The sequence below is a fragment of the Streptomyces sp. 2A115 genome (assembly GCF_052245575.1).
Classification (GTDB): Bacteria; Actinomycetota; Actinomycetes; order Streptomycetales; family Streptomycetaceae; genus Streptomyces.
In genome coordinates, this window is the sequence record NZ_JBQQCG010000094.1 from 17,216 (window position 1) to 35,738 (window position 18,523).

An 18,523-nucleotide genomic window follows, 5' to 3' on the forward strand; every position below is an offset into this window, starting at 1 on the left:
CCGGTCGGGTCAGCCGAGGGAACGGGCGGAAGGGCCGGAAGGACCGGGGGCCCTCACCCCTCCGCCCGCCCGAACAGCGGCGCCAGCAGCAACTGCGCCGCCCCCTCCGCCACCGCCCGCGCCCCACCCGGCGCGATCCGTACGGGCACGGGGCTGCCCGCGCCCTCACGGTCGGCGCGGGCGTCGAGGACGGCGCCGACACCGCGAAGGAACCGGTCGGGCTCGGCGGCGACGGTACGGCCGCCGAGCAGTACGAGGTCGATGTCGAGGAGCCTGGCGAGGTTCGCGGCACCTTCACCGAGGACACGTGCCGCCTTGTCCACGTCACCCCGGGCCATCGCCGCGAGGCACAGCGCCTCGACGCAGCCCCGGTTGCCGCACGAGCAGGGCGGTCCGTCCAGCTGGATGACCTGGTGCCCGAACTCCCCCGCTCCGGTACGTGCGCCCCGGTGCACGACCCCGTAGATGACGAGCCCCGCCCCCAGCCCCGTACCGAGGTGCAGATACGCGAAGGTGCCGGCCTCCCCCTCGACGGCCAGCCCGAGCGCGGCGGCGTTCGTGTCCTTGTCCAGTACGACCGGCACCCTGAGCCGCCGTGCCAACGCGTCCCGCAGGGGAAACCCGTCCCACTCGGGAAAGCCGGTCACGCGATGCAGCACGCCGTGGGTGTGGTCGAGGGGCCCGGGCATGGCGACCCCGAGGCCGAGGACGGTGGACCTGCTGCTGGCGCTGGTGCCGACACCGGCACTCGTACCGTGATAAGCGCGAGGTTCCGCCAGCCCCGCCACCAGCGCCCCGACCTCCCCCTCAACCGCCCCCACCACGGCCTCGGCCCCCGCCCCCAGATCCAGCCCGGCCCGCCGCTCCCCCACGACCGCCCCCGTGAGATCGACCAGCACAGCCCGCAGCTCGTCCCGGTCGAGGTGCAGTCCCACCGCGTGCCCGGCCTCCGGCACCAACCGCAGCACCGTGCGCGGCTTGCCCCCGGTCGAGGCCTGCCGCCCCGCTTCCGCCACCAGCCCGTCCTCCCGCAACCGAGCGGTGATCTTGCTGACGGCCTGAGGCGTCAGCCCCGTGCGCTCCGCGAGTTCGAGCCGGCTGATCCCCGCGCGCCCGGCCCGCCGCAGCAGGTCGAGCAGCAGCGCGGCGTTGTGGCTGCGCAGCGTGAGCAGGTTCACGCCGGTCGCTGCCCCGTTGCTCCCTGCGTTGCTCATGTTCACGCCCCCATTGTCCCTCGTGCTTGCCCTTTGGCAACAGCGTTGCTTAAGTGGGTGCATGACTGGCACAGGCTCCGGCACTTCCCTCAACGAAGGCCCCTTGCGCGCAGCCCTCGTCGGCTACGGCCTCGCGGGCTCCGTCTTCCACGCCCCGCTGATCGCCGCGACCGAGGGCCTGACCCTCGACACGGTCGTCACCGCGAACCAGGACCGGCAGCGGCAGGCCGGAGCCGAGTTCCCGGAGGCACGGATCGCGACGACCCCCGACGAACTGTGGGCGCGCGCCCATGAGCTGGACCTGATCGTCATCGCGTCCCCGAACAAGACGCACGTGCCGATCGCGACGGCCGCCCTCGAGGCGGGCCTGGCGGTCGTGGTCGACAAGCCGATCGCGGGCACGGCGTCGGAGGCCCGCGAACTGGCCGCCCTGGCCGAGGAACGCGGCCTGTTCCTCTCCGTCTTCCAGAACCGCCGCTGGGACAACGACTTCCTCACTCTCCAGAAGCTCGTCACCGAGGGCGACCTCGGCGACGTCTACCGCTTCGAGTCCCGCTTCGAACGCTGGCGCCCCCAACTCAAGGGCGGCTGGCGCGAGTCCGGCGACCCCGCAGAGATCGGAGGTCTGCTGTACGACCTCGGCAGTCACGTCGTCGACCAGGCGCTGGTCCTCTTCGGCCCCGCGGCCTCGGTGTACGCGGAGTCCGACGCACGCCGCCCGGGCGCCGCCGCCGACGACGACACGTTCATCGCGATCACGCACACCAACGGCGTCCGCTCCCACCTCTACGCCTCCGCGACGACGGCCCAACTCGGCCCGCGCTTCCGGGTGCTGGGCTCGAAGGCGGGTTACGTGAAGTACGGCCTCGATCCCCAGGAGGCCGCCCTGCGCGACGGCGAGCGCCCGACGGCGGGCATGGAGAAGGAATGGGGCGTCGAGCCCGAGGAACTGTGGGGCCGCCTCGGCTCCGGCGAGTCCCCGCTGACCGGCGGCGGCACCCCGGTCCCGACCCTCCCCGGCGCGTACCCCGCCTACTACACGGCCGTCGCCGCCGCCCTCCACGGCACCGCCGAGAACCCGGTCACCGCCCTGGAAGCGGCCGCGGCCCTGGACGTACTGGACGCCGCGCGCCGCTCGGCCGTCCAGGGTGTGGCGGTGACCCTGTGAGCACCGAAACCGCCCCGACGATCCCCGAACTCGAAGAGCAGGAGCGCCGCCTGACGCTCCCTCACTTCACCTACGACGACGCGTGGACCCTCGGCACGCTCCTGGTGAAGCTGGCCCGGGACCGGAACGCCCCGGTCGCCATCGACATCACCCGCGCCGGCCAACAGCTCTTCCATGCCGCCCTCCCCGGCTCCACCCCCGACAACGACGCCTGGATCAACCGCAAACGCCGGGTGGTCGAGCGCTACGCCGCCTCCTCACTCCTCGTCGGCACCCGCTTCCGCGCCAAGGGCACAACCTTCGAGGAGTCCTCCCGCCTGGACCCGGACACGTACGCGGCCCACGGCGGCGCCTTCCCGATAACCGTCGAGGGAGCAGGCGTGATCGGCACGGTAGTGGTCTCCGGCCTGCCCCAACTGGAGGACCACGCGATGGTGGTGGAGGCCCTGGAGCACTTCACGGCCGGGTAGAGGGCGCCCCGATAGGGGCGCGGGGAACTGCGCGACAAGCCACAACACCCCCGCACCCTACAAACAACACGCAGCCCCGAGCCCCATCAGGGGCGCGGGGAACTGCGCGACAAGCCACAACGAACCCGCACCCACCAACCCACAGCCACTTACCCGGCCCAACCCAGTGGAACGCTCACGCATCCTTGAGTTGCTGCCGCTGCTTCCCGAGCCCCTCAATCTCCAGCTCCACCACATCCCCCGCCCGAAGGAACGGCTTGGGCTCCGGCTGCCCAAGGGCAACCCCGGCCGGCGTACCCGTGTTGATGACGTCACCGGGATACAGCGTCATGAACTGGCTTACGTACCGCACCACTTCAGCCACCGAAAAGATCTGGTCGGAAGTGTTGCCGTCCTGCTTCAACTCGCCGTTGACCCACAGCTTCAACCCGAGCGCCTGCGGATCGGGAACCTCGTCCGAGGTCACCAGCCACGGCCCGAACGGGTTGAACGTCTCGCAGTTCTTCCCCTTGTCCCAGGTCCCACCGCGCTCGATCTGGAACTCCCGCTCGGAGACGTCGTGCGACACCGCGTACCCGCCGACATGCGCGAGCGCCTCCTCGTGCGAGCCGAGATAGCGCGCCGTACGCCCGATGACGATCGCCAGCTCGACCTCCCAGTCGGTCTTCACCGAGCCGCGAGGCACGAGCACGGTGTCGGTCGGCCCGACAACCGTGTCCGCCGCCTTGAAGAAGATCACCGGCTCGGAGGGCGGCTCGGCACCGGTCTCGGTGGCGTGGTCGTGGTAGTTGAGCCCGATGCAGACGATCTTGCCGATCCGGGCGAGCGGCGGCCCGACCCGCAGCCCGGCCGCGTCCAGCGCGGGCAGCTCCCCGGCCTCGACCGCGGCGCGGATCCGGCCGAGCGCCACGTCGTCGGCGAGCAGCGCGCCGTCGATGTCGGGGACGATGCCCGACAGATCCCGCAGGACCCCCTCGGCATCGAGCAGCGCGGGCCGCTCCGCCCCGGCCGTCCCCACACGCAGCAGCTTCATGGTCACAATCTCCCTTGATCGCGGGCAGCCCGACCGATGGGTGCAGCCATCGGAGGACTGGTCGATCCTCCAAGCTGGACGTGCGGTCCGCAATACCCGGTTCACAACCTGGACCGTTACCCGGCGGTAGCCGCGACGGGCGAGGTCCCCGGCCCCGGCATGTCCCGGTACAGCACGGCCCGCTCGACCGCGCTCCAGGTCGTCGACGTCACCACGTACAGCGCGGCCGCGAGCGGCACGACGGCCACCGTGAACAGGGTCATGAACGACATCAGCGGCATGAACTTGGTGATGGCCGCGAGCCCGGGCACCTGCTCGCCGCCCGCCGCGCCGGTCGCACCCGTCGCACCCGTCGTGGGCACGACCGGCGCGGCGGTCGCCATCTGCCGCTTCGTGCGCCGGTAGTTGAACGTCGCGACGGCCGTGACGACGACGAACAGCCCGAGGTACACCAGCCCCTCCGCCCCGAACACCCCGCCGTCGCCGAGCGCGTCCGCCCACCGGCCGCCCAGCGGCGCCGCGAACAGCTTGTGGGCGAGCAGGGCGTTGGCCTCGCCGCCGATCGAGGAGTTGGAGAACAGGTGGTAGAGGAGGAAGAAGGCCGGCAACTGGAAGAAGCTGGGCAGACAGCCGGACAGCGGCGACACCTTCTCCTTGGCGTGCAGCTCCAGCACGGCCTTCTGCAATTTCTCCGGGTTCTTCCCGTGCTTCTTCCGCAGCTCGGCGATCTGCGGCTGGAGCTCGGCACGCGCCCGGTGCCCACGTGCCGCGGCCCGCGACAGGGGATGCACGAGGAGTCGTACGAGCGCGGTGAAGAGAACGATCGCGGCGGCGGCCGCGGAGGCGTGGAAGAGCGGCTGGAGCAGATCGGCCAGCCCTTCCACAAGGTTGGCGAAAACTGACATGAAAGCAGACATTGAGGAGCCCTCCGTGGGTCTCGTCGTGCCGGGAGATGACGTGCGTACGTCGGCATGACGACCCGCGAGGGGATGCGAGGAGATTGCGAGAGGAGAGGTTGCCGCAGCGGCGTTGCTGCTGCGGAGCTTCTGCTGCGGAGCTCGGAGTCCCTACGCGGCCGTCAGGAGGGGACGGCCGGGTGCTCGGGGACGGCTGCGCCCCCGGGCGTCGGGGTCGCGCTGCGGCAGGAACGCCGTGCGCTGCTCACGGTCGCGGATGGCCGTACGGACCCGGGTACGGGGTACGGCGGGCGCGAGCCGCGAGGCGATGACGGAACACGCGGCGAGCGCGGACCCGGCCGCGGCGGTCGCGGCGAACGCGACGGCCCCGACGAGGCTGCCGGAGTCGAGGAGCGCCACCTCGAGGAGGAGAACGAACAGCACGGCGGCGGGCTTCATGTGCGCCCAGGTCCGCGTCATCGGCTGTCCTCCCCCTCCCGGTGCTCCTACACATGGCTGTACTCGTACACATGGCTTCCTGCCGTTATACAGGATCCGCGTCGGCAGGTCCCGCCCCTTGGATCTGCCCGTCCCTGGCCAGGCCTGGTCAGGGACGTGAGGCCGGTTTCAGGGCTTGCGGCCGATGAAGGCGATCAGGCGAGTCTGCACGTCGGCGCTGTCGGGCACCTCCACTCGCGGGCCGTACTGCCCGCTCTGGCGGAGCATGTCATCGATGGGCAGCATCCCGTCGAGCAGCTGGGCGCACTTGTCGGGATCGAGGCGCTCCTCCTGGCCGGTGGCTCGCGCCAGGTCCCAGGTGTGCATGAAGACGTCGGCGGTGTAGAACCGGTCGACCGCCTGGTCCAGCGGGACCTCTCCGATGTGCGGGTTCGACAGCACCTTCTCCGCTGTCGCCGGATCGTCGAGGAGGGCCTGCACCCCGTCGCTGTGCACCGTCCAGGCCGCCACCGGGTCCTCGTCCACCGGCGGCCCCTTCGGCAGGTCGACTCCGGCGCCGGCCTTCAGGAAGTCCGGGAACCACTCGACGAGGTGACGCACCACGTCTCGGGCGGCCCACCCCTCGCACGGCGCGGGGTCGTCCCACGCTCCTGGGCGCACGCCGCGTACGCGGTCGGTGAATACACGTGCGACGGTACGGTGCTCATCGGCTGCCTGTGTCATGACTTCAACTCTCCGTCTCAGTACGTCTGTCGGCATGTGTGTCGGCACGTCTGTCGGCCTTGCCGCTCGGGCGGGCGCGGAGCAGCTCGTCGAGCCGCTCGTGGCCTTCCCGGACGCCGCGTTCCATGCCGCCCGTGATCATCGCGTCGCGGGCCTCGATGGAGTCCATGAGTGACTTGGTGGTGACCCGGGTGCGACCACCGAGGTCCTCGAAAACGGCCGTTTCCAGGCTGACGCCGTCCGGGAAGCCCTCGAAGGTGAAGGTCTGCACGATGCGCTCGCTGGGGCGTACCTCGTGGAACACGCCGTGGAAGCCGTACTCGGTCCCGTCGTCCGCGCGATGCACATAGCGGTACGACCCGCCGCTACGGGCGTCGTACCGGTCGATCCACATGGTGAGTCGACGCGGGCCCAGCCACTGGACGACCAGGTCGGGATCGGTGTAGGCGCGGAACACGCGCTCTGGTGGAGCGTCGAACTCCCGACTGATCAAGATGGTGGGCAGAGCGGGGTCGGCCACGATCTGCGTACCGTCGCGGTGATTCGTTTTCGCGGTGCTCATGACGCCTTTCCCTTCGCTGATCTGCCGGCCCCCGGATGCCCGTCCGTCCGCCCATCCACCTGCTCGCTCCTCTGCCCGCCCCTCTGCCCGCCGCCCTGCCCGCCCACCTGCTCGTCCATCTGCGCGAGGACGGCATCGAGACGGCGGAAACGGTCCTCGGCCTCGCGCCGGTAACGCTCGATCCACTTCGTCATCAGGTCGAAGACGTCCGCCTCGAGGTGGCAAGGCCGCCGTTGGGCGTCCCTGCTGCGACTGACCAGACCGGCGTCTTCCAGAACCCTGATGTGCTTGGACACGGCCTGCACGGTGACGTCGTACGGCTCGGCCAGTTCGTTGACCGTGGCGTCCCCGGCGGCAAGCCGGGCCACGATGTCGCGCCGGGTCGGGTCGGCCAGCGCGGAGAACACCTGGGACAGCCGGTCGTCGGTCACCCTCACACCTCACGTCTTCAACCAACTGGTTGAAGACAACCTACGACCGAGCCTGCGGCATAGTCAACCGCTTGGTTGAATAACAGTCCGAATGCCGGTCCGGCCTAGCGGGGCCGCATGGAGGCGAGTTTCCCCCACACCACCAGGCGGTACCTGGAGGTGTACTCCGGAGTACAGGTGGTGAGGGTGAGGTAGTAACCGGGGTCGGTGTAGCCGTACTGCCGGTGGACGGTACTGCGAGGGACCGGCCGGATGACTCCCCCGTCCCCGGGCAAGGTCTGTGACAGCGATCGGTCGACGACGTACGTGTACACGGCCGACCGCGTCTCCACCTCGAGTCGATCTCCCTTCCGGAGCCGGTTGATGTACCGGAAGGGCTCACCGTGCGTGTTCCGATGCCCGGCGAGCGCGAAGTTGCCGGGCCGGCCGGGCTGGGCGGTGCCCGGGTAGTGGCCGACGTACCCCTTGTTCAGGACGCCCGGCTTGCTGATGCCCTCCGCCACGGGGACGCGGAGGCCGAGGCGGGGGATGGTGAGGATGGCGTAGGCCTGGTCCCAGCGGGGTTGCCGGGCGGGGGTGGAGGCGGCGGCCGGGGTTCGGCGGGAGTCGTCGCCGGAGCCGGGACGGGTTGGGGCCGGGTCGCTGTCATCGGCGGTGGATGTGTCCTCGGCCCGCTCATCTGAGCGGCCGCTCACAGCCCCGCTCCCGCTCCCCCACTCTCCCCCCTCCTCCTTCTCCCCCTCCCCCCACTCCCGCTCCAGGGCCTGGACCTGCTGCTCGGCCCCCTCCCGGGCCTGCCGGTTGGTCCACCACAGCTGATGCGCGACGAGCAGCAGGAGGACGACACCGAGGGTGACGAGGACTTCGGCACCGTTCCAGAGGAGCCCGGCGTAACGGGCACGCCGCCGCCGGCCCCGCTGATGAACAACGGGAACCCGCATACGTACTCCTCCTTCCGTACGCCTCCCTCCGTACGCCCTCCCCCGAAGTCGGCGCGGAGGCCGGGGCGGCACGATAAAGGCTGGGGCGCGAACTCACCATCCCCATGAAGGCCACGTACTCTCCGCAAAACCCGAGCTCCTCCGCCCTTCTCCCCCGCGCCCTCCCCCCTGGCCTGCACATACCTCTCCTCTACCTCTCCTCTGTCGGCCGTCGGCAGTACGGTGTCCACCATGCGCCCCGACACGCCTGCCGAGTACGTCGACCACACCGCCGAAGCAGCACGCCTGGAGCGGACCGCCGGCCTCTACCCCGAGGACGCCGAGCACCTGCTCACGCAGGCCGCGGCCCACCTCGAACTGGCCGACGACCGCCCCCGAGCCACGTCCCTCTACGACCGCCTGCTCGCCGGCTCGACCACCCTGGAGAACCCGTTCCTGGTACGGGCCCTCAAGGCGGCGAACCTCTGGGAGTACGGCCACGAGGCGGAGGCAAAGGCGATCATCGAGGGAGTCCGCGCGGCATCGCCCCGCGACCCGGCCCCCTGGGTGATCGTTGCGGAGGCCCTGGAGTCCCACGACGAGCTGGAAGCGGCGCAGGAGACATTCACAGAGGCGGCGGTCCTCCTCCTGACCGACGTCCCGGAACCCCCGTACCCGACCCACCCCGTCCTCTTCGGCCGCCACCGCGTACGCCGCATGCTGGGCCTGCCCCACGACAACTGGGACACCCTCGCGGACACCCTCCACTCGTCCCCGGTGTCCCTGGACGAACTCCACGACCCGAAGCGCGTCTGGTCCCTCGGCTCCGAAAACCCCGCGGAACTGGAAGCCGAAATCTCACGCCTCCGGGCCGAACTGGGCACCTACCGGGAGGCCCTGTCCCGTCCCTTTCCGGTCGCGGTACTGCACTGGCCGGCCTCCGAACTCACGGAACTCGTGGCGGCATACCCGTCCCTCTCCGAGGAGTACCCGTCCCGCGAGGAACACCTGGCGACGATAGAGGCCTCCCTACGAGAGCTCGCGACCTCGGGCACCCCGAACTTGGGCATCGTGACGGGCACGGTTCCTTCGTACGAGGCCTTCGCCGCCTCGGAGGGCGCTTCACCGAGCGACGCGTCGCTGCTGCCGCAGTACGCGACGACGTTGGCGGCGAGGGGGCGGGCTGTGGCTTGGCCGCCGCAGAAGGGGGCGGGGTGTTGGTGTGGGTCGGGACGGGGTTATGGGGAGTGCCACGGGGACGGCAGCTGAACCGACGGTCCCGACTGTGACCCGGCTGAACCGACTGAGCACCGGCTGAACCGACTGACCAGAGGAGCCGGACGTGGACCAACCATGGCTCACGGTCTCGCTCCTCTTCGCGGCCTTCTGGCTGACCATGGGCGTCGTCGCCACCCGTGACGACCTCCACGAGTGACACGCCCTCCACCGACTCGACATCCGCAGCGTCCGCACGGAGGGCGAGGTAGCACGCGGCCCCACCGTGAGGGAGCTGTAAGGCGCAGTGCGAACTGCGGCGGTTCCGGCGATGCCTTGCACACATGCCCTCCAATCAGCGGCCCATACGCAGACCGCCGAAGGCGCCGGCACAATGCCCCTGTGTCTGATGCTGTCCCGTCCTCCCCTGCGGTCTCTGCCCGTATGAGTCGTCAAGGCTCCCGCGACACCACACCCGAAGTCGCGGTCCGACGCCTCCTGCACGCCGCAGGGTTGCGCTACCGAGTGAACATGCCAGTACCTGGCGTACCGCGTCGCACGATCGACATCGTCTTCGGCAAGGCCAAGATCGCGATCTTCATGGACGGTTGTTTCTGGCACGGCTGCCCCGAGCACGCGACCCAGCCCAAGGCGAATGCTGAGTGGTGGCGCGCCAAGCTGGACAAGAACATGGCCCGCGATCGCGAGACGACCGATCACTTGCGCGCTGCGGGCTGGACCGTCCTGAGGTTCTGGGAGCACGAGTCCGCCGAGGACGTCGCGCGCCGGATCACTGCCACTGTGGCAGCCCAACAGTCGCTCCCCAAACAATCTTGAATCGAGACACCGGCACCCACTCCGGATCGTCCCGGCCCTTGCATCAGGTCGGCTGGGCAAGTGCTCCGCCGCAAGCTTCGTTATCACCCGGGCACGAGCGTCGTTCGCTGCATTCGTTTCGCCTATCGGGCGTCTATCTCACCCAATAGTGTGTAAGCGTTGCAGTGGCGTGCCAGCGGTCGTCCAAGCGGCCTGCGTCCTTCACGGAGCAACCCGCGGAGCCGTAGGGCCCTGAGGGCCGGCTGGCCTCAACGAACGAGAACGGGGAACGGTCGACTCCTATGACCGACGAATTCGACGGCATGTATGAAACGTTCAAGGCGCTCTTGGACTCGTTTCCCCCCTCGGAGGCGGTCAAGCGGTTGGAGCAGTTCGGTATCAGGCCGGACATCGTCGAACAGATCCGTGAGCGGCACGAGCAGCAGACCATACGCGTCAAGGAGCTCGAGGAGCCGCACGCGGTGGTTCTGGGCAACCGCGACACCTGGTACACGGGCCCGCAGACCAAGGACAAGTGCTGGCCGGCGATCGTGGACCTGCTGCGCAAGGACGGCTGGCCTCAGGAGCCCACGATCAGGAGTCTCGACGATTCCTCCACCCGCGTCGTCTCGCTGTTGAACCATCCAAAGGAGAAGTCGTTCTCCACCCGAGGCCTCGTCGTCGGCTACGTGCAGTCCGGCAAGACGACCAACTTCACCTCGGTCATGGCCAAGGCAGCCGACCGCGGCTACAAATTGTTCATTGTCCTGGCCGGGATCCACAACGGTCTCCGGCGCCAGACCCAAGCCCGACTGGTGCAACAGCTCGTGGAGCCGAATCCCTCGATGTGGTCCCAACTGACCGGACTTGAGAAGGACTTCACCCCGCAGGAGAACCCGGCCTCCTACTTCGGGAAGAGCAACAAGACGCGCGTGCTGTGCGTGGTCAAGAAGAATGCGACGGTCCTGCGCAAGCTCGCCCGATGGCTCGAGAAGGCGTCCGACTACCTAGAGGACTGTCCCGCGCTGATCATCGACGACGAGGCCGACCAAGCCACCGTGGCAACCAAGTCGATCAACCCGCTGATCCTGGACATCATGGGCTCCTTGCCGAGGTCTGCCTACGTCGGGTACACGGCCTCGCCGTTCGCGAACCTGCTGATCGACCCCAGCGCCAAGGACCTGTATCCCGAGGACTTCGTCGTCAACCTTCTGAAGCCCGAAGGGCACTTCGGCACCGAAGTCCTCTTCGGGCGCTACGCACTCGACGGTGAGGACCCGGAGCAGGTCGACGACGGTTACGACATGATCCGGTCGGTCCCTGACGACGATGTGTCGTGTGTGCGTCCCGGGACGAGGGCTGACGTCGAGGGCTTCGAGCCCGTCATCACCGACACACTTCGCAGAGCAGTCGAGTACTTCTGGCTGGTCACAGCCGCGCGACGTGTACGTAGTACGGGCAACCCGCACAGCACGATGCTGATCCACACCAGCGTCAACACTGCGGTGCACAACAGTTTCAAAAGGCCGCTGGAGCATCTGCGCGAGCGGGCCGCTCGGTCCTTGGCGGACGCCGGCTTCCTCTCCAGGCTGCGTGACCTGTGGGAGCAGGAGACCGACCGCGTTCCAGCCAAGGACTTCGGCGAGACGAAGGTGCCGTTCGAGGAGTTGGTGCCCGAGTTGCCGGGAGTCCTCGACAATTGTCGCGTCATCATGGACAACTCGAGCAGCGAGTACCGTCTCGACTACGAGAACGGTCCAGTCGTGGCGATCGCTGTGGGCGGCAATACTCTTTCGCGGGGACTGACGCTCGAGGGCCTGTCAGTCAGCTATTTCGTCCGCGCAGTCTCGGCCTACGACACGCTGTTGCAGATGGGGCGTTGGTTCGGCTTCCGAAACGGCTACGCCGACTTGCCCCGGATCTGGATGACGGACGAACTGGCTGAGTGGTTCCGGCACTTGGCCACAGTCGAGACCGAGATGCGCCGCGACATCGACATCTACATGACTGAGGACGAGACCCCCCGCACCTTCGCCGTCCGCCTGCGCACACATCCTGCCCTGCGTGTGACTGCGGCTGCCAAGATGCGCAATGCCGTTACGGCAGCCTCGTCCTACGGCGGCAAGCGGGTTCAGACGCATTACTTCCACACCAACGCCGACTGGTTGCGCCGGAACATCCACGCCGCACGCCACCTGGTCGCCACCTCTTTCACGAACGCAGTGAGGATTGAGGAGCGCTCGGGAGAAGGTCGGTACATCTTCCGTGACGTGCCGCACAGCGTCGTGATCGACTTCCTTTCGTCCTACAGGTTCCACGAGAAGTCTCCGGAGAACGACGCTGACCTGATCACCGATTACATCCGGAAACGAGTCGCGACGGCCGGTTCCCTGGGTCGATGGAACGTCGCAATCGTCGGCAATCCCAAGGGAGACAACAACTTCGATTTTGCTCCCGATGTGACCGTCGGACTCAACAACCGTGCTCGTCTCGCCATCAGCAACTCGGCTCCGGATTTCGCCGACATCAAGACGCTGATGAGCCGTCGCGACGCCGCGGTGGACCTGGACGGGGACACGTCGAAGCTCACCGAAAAGGGCATCATGGACATGCGTCGCGCCAAGCTCCCGGACAGTGGTCTGTTGGTCCTGTATCCGATCGACAAGGTTTCGGAGCCGAGCCCGTCGAAGAAGCTGCGTGCGCCCCTGAACGCCGAGGAGCACGTGATCGGTGTCGGTCTGGTCTTCCCCGAGCCGTGGGACAAGGACAGCGAGGTGGAGAAGTACATATCCGCCGACCTGTCCAACGTGTGGATCGAGGAGGAGGACTACAGCCTCCTCGACGGCGAGGACGCGTGAACGACGACGCGCTCCGCAAGCTGGTCGAGGAGCGCTGGGCTGCACTCGACGCCGAGCAGACCACAGGTGAACGTCGCCTGCGAGTATCTTCGCTGCCTGTCGTGGGCGAGCACGGCCCGCTGTCGGTGGCCGTCGACCACGACGGGTACCGCCATGTCCTGGTGCCGATACATGCGCACCGGAAGGTTCGGCCCGGCCTCGACGGGCCGGTACTCCGGTTGCGCAAGCGGGCCCTCGAGGACGAAGAGACCTACCAGGCCTACGCTGATCTTGCTTGCCTGCGTAACGACCTCAGCGATCTGTTCACGGAACTGTGCGTGGACGTGCTCGGTGCGGCCGCAGAGTTGCCCGAGAACCCCGTCAAGGCGCTCTACCGTGTTCTCGATCGCTGGAAGGCCCTATTCCGCACTCAGGGAACACTGCTTGGCCCTGAGCAACTTGCGGGGCTTTTCGGTGAGTTGATAGTGCTCCACCGGCTCCTCGAGAAGGACTCCAGCGCACATCGGCTCTGGCGGGGGCCCGAGCGGCACCGCCATGACTTCTCGGCCGGAACCACCGCCGTCGAGGTGAAATCGGGCACCGGTGGCAAGGGGCGCAGGCCGCGGATCCACGGGCTCGACCAACTCGAAGTGCCGGAGGACGGGACGCTCTGTCTGGCCTGGTTCCGCCTACAGGGCACCACTGTGAAGGGTTCTGGCATTGGGTTCGTCGAGCTGGTCGAGCGGACGCTTCAGGCATGCGACGACGAGGATGCGCTTCTCGCACTGCTCGCGGGGGCGGGATACAGGCCGTCCGACGCCGACTTCTACCACGATGTGCGCTTCGTGATCAGCGAGGAGAGGTGGTACAGCGTTACCCCCGACTTTCCTGGCTTGACCGGGCAGGCTCTCCTCGCGGCCGGAGTGCCGGTGTCGGTCCTGGATGTCGAGTACACCATCGACCTGTCCGGTGAGACCCCCGCACCTATGGCGCCCGGCCAGGTGTCCCAAATGATCGACAGCTTGATCCAGGAGTCCGTGTGACGGAGCCCCGCTGGTTCTCCCAGCCATATCCTCCAGAAGGCGCGAGCGCCGCCGAGGGCATCCGCAACCAACTCGGACGCCCTGAACTCGACCTACTTACCATCCTCGTGCGTGAGTCCGCCCAGAACAGCTGGGACGCCCGTCTCCTGCCGCCCTCGGGGCCGGTCGACTATCGCATCGACATGTGGACGGTGGGCCCGGCCCACACCCGCGCGTGGCGAGAGCTTCTCCTCGACGGCGCCCCCTCCGGCGCGGAGGAATTCCCGCTGCGCGAAACCCTCAGGCACGGCTCGATCCGGGTTCTGGCCGTATCAGACCGCGGTACTCGCGGGCTTGGGGGTCCCACTCGCGCGGATGATGCCGTGGGCCCCGACCGTGATTTCGTCTCCTTCATACGCAACATCGGTGAACCACGCGATACTGCGCTGGGCGGTGGCACGTACGGCTTCGGCAAGGGCATCTTCTACCTGCTGTCCAAGTCCGGAACAGTCCTCGTGCACTCCCGTTGCCGCACCGCTCAAGGAGGTCTCGAGACCCGGCTCATCGGCTGCACCCTCTGGAAGAGCTACCTGGCCACCGATCCTTGTGGAAACCGCCGCTACACCGGTCGGCACTGGTGGGGCAACACTTCCGGAGGCGTCGTCGAACCACTGGTCGGCCAAGAGGCAGAGGCCACGGCTCAGCGTTTGGGCCTCCGCCCCTTCGGTCGCGAGGAGACCGGGACCAGCGTCGTCGTCATCGATCCGAACCTGGACGAACTCCAGCCGTCCGAGGCTGCCGACTACTTGGCAGAAACCATCACCTGGCACCTATGGCCAAAGATGATCTCCAATGCCGGCAGGCCACCCGCCATGAACTTCTCCGTTACCTGTGACGGCATCCAACACAGCGTGCCTGATCCGCGGGAGACCCGCCCGCTCAACATGTTCGTCGCCGCATACGAGGCGATGACCGGCCCGGATGGCAGCAATCTGCACTGCATGAGGCCCAAGCGATATCTCGGGCGGCTCGGTCTGGTGAAACGGATCATGCCTCCGCTGGAGCCGACCCGTGCGTCCCGGATGCTCGACATCGAGGATCTCGTCCATCACGTCTGTCTGATGCGGCCCGCGGAGCTCGTCGTCACGTACCAGCCCGGGCCGAAGCCCCCCAGCGTGAACCAGGGCTACGCCGGCGTCTTCCGGGCCGACGAAGACATGGACGAGATCTACGCGAAGGCCGAACCACCCACGCACGACGCCTGGCATCCACAGTCGCTCGACCGGCCCGAGAGCACCTTCGTGCAAACGACGTTCAGGCGCATTGCCGAGGCTCAGGAAAATCTGCTCTCTCTTGGCGGCGTCGCGCGTCCCGGAGCCAGCAACGTCGCTCTGGGTGCGGCCAGTTCGTTCTTCTCCGGGTTGGTGGGCGGAGCCTGGGGGATTGGCGGAGCCACTGCCTACTCCAAACCAGGCAGTACTGTCACACGCACCTCGCAGCCGGATGACGCGGAGGAGAGCACGACCCGTCCGGCCCCAGGCCGTCCCGTGAAAGTGGCAACGTCCGGTACGGATCGGCCCGTCGCCGACGGAGCGGCCGGTCCGGGCGGTCTCGGCGCTGCTGGACAACCGGTCGCCGATGCGCCGGGGAACGGTGGTACCAACTTGCCGCGCCGTCGTCCACGAGTGCAGTACGTCGGCGACCCCTACTACGACGAGCGCGGTGACACATCTGTGCTCGTCCAGGACTTCCGGCTGCCCGTGCCCGGGCCCCAACGGGTTCGAATTGACCTTGCCATCACGCTCCCCGGTACTGGCGGGCGCGAGACAGACCCACCCATCGGGGCGAGCATGCCCGAGCTCATCGGTTGGGAGGACGGCGACGGTCGCCTGCATGCCTCCGAGACATACGTGATCGAGGGCAGCGAATCCGTCTGGCGCGCACTCGTGCGACCGGCCCCCGACACCATGACCGAGATCGGTATCAAGGTCGAGGCGGTGAAAACTCCGTGACTCGGCGCGTTCTTCCGTACCGCATCCCGGCCGAGGACGTCATAGCCGCCAACGCCTGGTTGCTGGTGACCGAGGACGGCGATGTCGTCATGCCCGAGGCACTGCCGGACTGGGACTATCAGATGGACCTGCACCTGCGGAGGACTGTCCGTGTCGACCTGGATAGGGCGCGTTCGCAGTCGGGCCTTCCGATTGACGCAGCGCTCATGCTGGCGGCCGTGTGGACAGCCACCGGGTCCAACCTCAGCGGGCCGGCGCAACACGTGCGCCTGACCGAAAAAGGCACGAACACGGTGGAGTTCAATGTCCGACTCCGGGGTGCCGATCTGGGCGGCCTGCTCCTCCTCGACACCGCTCTCGTACTGGCTGAGCGCCGGGACGACGCCCGCCCCTCCTCTCCTCGCCGGGCCGGATCGGTGCTGTGGAGTGATCGGGAGTCACTACGTCTTCAGGGGGACGCGCCGCAGTTCCCCATGGCTGTGATCGACTTCGCCCTGACGTCCTTCCCCGAAGACGCAGCCTGGCATTTGCAGATCAGCGGTGGGCTGGAAAGCGCCACCATGGGCTCTTTGCTCCTGCTCGTCAATGAGCGGAACACGGTCACTGCCACCGCGTTCGGGAATGCCGGCAAGCCGCGCCCGGTGGATCGGATCGTGCTCTCCGCGGTGTACGCGGACGCCGCCCGGATCATGATCGAGCACGCCCTCAACGACGACGACTTCGCCGAGGACGCGGACTTCCCCGATGACTCACTGGGCGCCACCCTGTTGAGTCTCTTCGACCAGCTCTTCCCGGGACAGTCAATTACCGACATCCGTCTGCGCCAACGACAGTCACCTGCCCTGTTCGCCTCGGATCTGCAGGCGGCGGTCAAGATTTTCGAGGTGTCATCATGAGCTTCCTCTACCCCCGGTTGCTCGCCGAGCAGGCCAGACCCCTCTTCGAGGAATACCGACACCTGACGATCGCCGAGCTGGCAGGTCGAGTGGATATCGCCCACCAATCGGCCGTGTACGTGGCCACCGGTGGTGACCGGGTCTCTGCCACTCAGCTTCAGGAACTGCGTGCAGGCGTGGTCGACCTCGCCAGGCGCGCCGGTTTCCCCGACGACTCCGACCGGACCCGCAACGCCGACTTCGACCTCCGGCTTGCCGCTCTGCTGCACGCCGAGATGGGCATGGTGCCGGCCGAGGCCGCCTCACGAGACGCCTGGGCCTTCCTCGCACTGGTCCTGCTCCCGGATGTCGCCTTCTGGCGCTACCCCCAGCCGCCCAGAGACCGCGTCCTCGGCACGGACCTCACCCGGCACGTCTTCGGCCGGTTGTGGTGGCGGGCCCAACTCGTACGCTCCTCCGACGATCCGGAGCCGTACGGTGCCCTCAAGATCCTCGGTGAGGCCGCGTTCGACCAGATCTACGCACGGCGAGCCGCACTTGGCGGAAGCCCACACATGGTTCGGGCAATTCTCCGCGTCTGGAGAGACCTCGATCTGACCGGCCTGAACGAACGCGAGACACTGCGCGACTTCCTCAAGAGGCTGCTGCGGCTCGCCCCGTTCGTGCTCTTCGACGGCATCGAGGAACACACGCTGGACCACGAACTACGCTCGGTCGCCCAGGAGTCGATCGATGCCCAACGCCTCAACTCCCAGCCTGCCGGGGACAACACCACGGGGACTGGGCAGGAAACGGCTCGAAGCAGCACTGCCAGCGATTGGTTCGGAACCGCTCCGCCGAGGGCGGTGCCACCAATCCCCCGGCCTGCTACAGCAACGTCGGTCGATTCCCGTCGCTTCAGGTCGGTGGAACTTTGTGCCGGAGCCGGAGCCCAAGCTCTTGGACTCGAGCGCGCCGGGTTCGACCCCGTGCTGCTCATCGACAGCAAAGCCGACGCTTGCTTCACGATCGACCTCAACAGGCCCACGTGGGACGTGGTGTGCATGGACGTCGCCCACTTCGACCCGACCATGCGCCCTGAGGCTCTTGGCGTCGATCTTGTCAGTGGCGGACTCCCACGCGTCAAGTCCTCAGCCACTGTCGGTCGCGCCGAGGACACGGAAGAGCGCGGAGTCCTCAGAGCTGCGATCAGGCTGGCACGCGAGATCAGCCCAAAAGCTGTGCTCTTGGAGAACGTCCCGGACCTTGTCGAGAGTTCGGACTTCGACGCCGACCGCTCGTGGATCGAAAACGAGCTCAGGAATGCGGGCTACAGCTTGAGTTGGCGGGTGCTCAACGCCGCTGACTTCGGCGTTCCGCAGAACCGCAGCAGCGGCTTCCTGATCGCATTGAAGGACCCATACTTCTCCCGATTCTCCTGGCCCGAGCCGGACGGGCTACGAGCCCCGACCGTCGGTCACGTCCTCGGCCCTTCCATGTCCGAGCGCGGATGGCCCGGCGCGGAACGCTGGATCAAGAGTGCCGACCGCATCGCGCCCGCACTCGTCGGAGGCTCTGACCGGCGAGGCGGTGCCGATCTCGGTCCCACCGGTAGCAAAAATGCATGGGCTTCGCTCGGCGTGAACGGCAACAGCCTCGGCGACGAAACCCCCGACTCCAATTTTCCTGCGGACGGCCAACCCAAGTTGACCGTCGACCAAGCCGCGATGATCCAGGCGATCCCTGCGGATTGGCGCTTCTTCGGCGGCAAGACGTCCAGGTACCGTCAGATCGGCCACGCCATGCCACCGCCTCTGGCGACGGCCCTCGGACAGGCCATCGCAGCCGCACTCCGAAGCTAAGATCACCC

Annotated in this window: 17 protein-coding genes; 9 read left to right on the top strand and 8 right to left on the bottom strand. The window is 67.8% G+C overall.

The window, feature by feature from the left end; translation table 11 throughout:
* Positions 1–53: 53 nt before the first annotated feature.
* A complete protein-coding gene (locus ACTWQR_RS46905; protein ID WP_443233467.1) occupies positions 54–1,214 on the bottom strand; it encodes an ROK family transcriptional regulator in 1,161 nt (386 codons plus the stop codon).
* A 61-nt stretch (positions 1,215–1,275) separates the two neighbouring features.
* On the opposite strand from ACTWQR_RS46905, the gene ACTWQR_RS46910 reads away from it, so the two are divergent.
* Positions 1,276–2,382 (top strand): Gfo/Idh/MocA family oxidoreductase, encoded by a 1,107-nt coding sequence (locus tag ACTWQR_RS46910; protein ID WP_443233441.1) that lies wholly within the window; start codon positions 1,276–1,278, stop codon positions 2,380–2,382.
* A complete protein-coding gene (locus tag ACTWQR_RS46915) occupies positions 2,379–2,852 on the top strand; it encodes a heme-degrading domain-containing protein (RefSeq protein ID WP_443233442.1) in 474 nt (157 codons plus the stop codon). Before ACTWQR_RS46910 ends, ACTWQR_RS46915 begins: the two co-directional genes overlap by 4 nt.
* Before the next feature lie 175 nt (positions 2,853–3,027).
* Here ACTWQR_RS46915 and ACTWQR_RS46920 read toward each other — a convergent pair whose 3' ends face one another.
* From ACTWQR_RS46920 to ACTWQR_RS46950, 7 genes are all read right to left on the bottom strand, one after another.
* A complete protein-coding gene (locus tag ACTWQR_RS46920) occupies positions 3,028–3,885 on the bottom strand; it encodes a fumarylacetoacetate hydrolase family protein (protein WP_443233443.1) in 858 nt (285 codons plus the stop codon).
* Positions 3,886–4,001: 116 nt separating this feature from the next.
* On the bottom strand, positions 4,002–4,802 hold the full coding sequence (locus ACTWQR_RS46925) for a YidC/Oxa1 family membrane protein insertase (protein ID WP_443233444.1): 801 nt from the start codon (positions 4,800–4,802) through the stop codon (positions 4,002–4,004).
* A 150-nt stretch (positions 4,803–4,952) separates the two neighbouring features.
* Positions 4,953–5,261 carry a DUF6412 domain-containing protein gene (locus ACTWQR_RS46930; protein ID WP_443233445.1) on the bottom strand — a complete coding sequence of 103 codons (309 nt, stop codon included), beginning with the start codon at positions 5,259–5,261 and terminating at the stop codon, positions 4,953–4,955.
* Between the two features lie 147 nt (positions 5,262–5,408).
* A complete protein-coding gene (locus ACTWQR_RS46935) occupies positions 5,409–5,963 on the bottom strand; it encodes a TIGR03086 family metal-binding protein (RefSeq protein ID WP_443233446.1) in 555 nt (184 codons plus the stop codon).
* A gap of 4 nt (positions 5,964–5,967) precedes the next feature.
* Entirely contained in the window at positions 5,968–6,525 is a 558-nt protein-coding gene (locus ACTWQR_RS46940; RefSeq protein WP_443233447.1) for an SRPBCC family protein, read from the bottom strand.
* Positions 6,522–6,956, bottom strand: coding sequence for an ArsR/SmtB family transcription factor (locus ACTWQR_RS46945; protein ID WP_443233448.1), 435 nt, complete (start codon positions 6,954–6,956; stop codon positions 6,522–6,524). Before ACTWQR_RS46945 ends, ACTWQR_RS46940 begins: the two co-directional genes overlap by 4 nt.
* Before the next feature lie 104 nt (positions 6,957–7,060).
* Positions 7,061–7,897 (bottom strand): class E sortase, encoded by an 837-nt coding sequence (locus tag ACTWQR_RS46950; protein ID WP_443233449.1) that lies wholly within the window; start codon positions 7,895–7,897, stop codon positions 7,061–7,063.
* A 231-nt stretch (positions 7,898–8,128) separates the two neighbouring features.
* On the opposite strand from ACTWQR_RS46950, the gene ACTWQR_RS46955 reads away from it, so the two are divergent.
* The 7 genes from ACTWQR_RS46955 to ACTWQR_RS46985 all read left to right on the top strand — a co-directional run bounded on the left by ACTWQR_RS46955 (position 8,129) and on the right by ACTWQR_RS46985 (position 18,515).
* Positions 8,129–9,145, top strand: coding sequence for an SEC-C domain-containing protein (locus ACTWQR_RS46955; protein ID WP_443233450.1), 1,017 nt, complete (start codon positions 8,129–8,131; stop codon positions 9,143–9,145).
* 390 nt (positions 9,146–9,535) lie between these two features.
* Positions 9,536–9,928: a very short patch repair endonuclease gene (locus tag ACTWQR_RS46960; RefSeq protein ID WP_443233451.1), complete on the top strand. Its 393-nt coding sequence runs from the start codon at positions 9,536–9,538 to the stop codon at positions 9,926–9,928.
* A 281-nt stretch (positions 9,929–10,209) separates the two neighbouring features.
* A complete protein-coding gene (locus ACTWQR_RS46965) occupies positions 10,210–12,765 on the top strand; it encodes a Z1 domain-containing protein (protein WP_443233452.1) in 2,556 nt (851 codons plus the stop codon).
* Complete coding sequence (locus ACTWQR_RS46970; RefSeq protein WP_443233453.1) at positions 12,762–13,787, top strand: PD-(D/E)XK motif protein; 1,026 nt, start codon at positions 12,762–12,764, stop codon at positions 13,785–13,787. The genes ACTWQR_RS46965 and ACTWQR_RS46970 overlap by 4 nt, the downstream gene beginning before the upstream one ends.
* A complete protein-coding gene (locus ACTWQR_RS46975) occupies positions 13,784–15,778 on the top strand; it encodes a hypothetical protein (protein WP_443233454.1) in 1,995 nt (664 codons plus the stop codon). The genes ACTWQR_RS46970 and ACTWQR_RS46975 overlap by 4 nt, the downstream gene beginning before the upstream one ends.
* Positions 15,775–16,674 (top strand): hypothetical protein, encoded by a 900-nt coding sequence (locus ACTWQR_RS46980; protein WP_443233455.1) that lies wholly within the window; start codon positions 15,775–15,777, stop codon positions 16,672–16,674. The genes ACTWQR_RS46975 and ACTWQR_RS46980 overlap by 4 nt, the downstream gene beginning before the upstream one ends.
* Positions 16,671–18,515 (top strand): DUF6339 family protein, encoded by a 1,845-nt coding sequence (locus tag ACTWQR_RS46985; RefSeq protein WP_443233456.1) that lies wholly within the window; start codon positions 16,671–16,673, stop codon positions 18,513–18,515. Before ACTWQR_RS46980 ends, ACTWQR_RS46985 begins: the two co-directional genes overlap by 4 nt.
* Positions 18,516–18,523 lie beyond the last annotated feature (8 nt).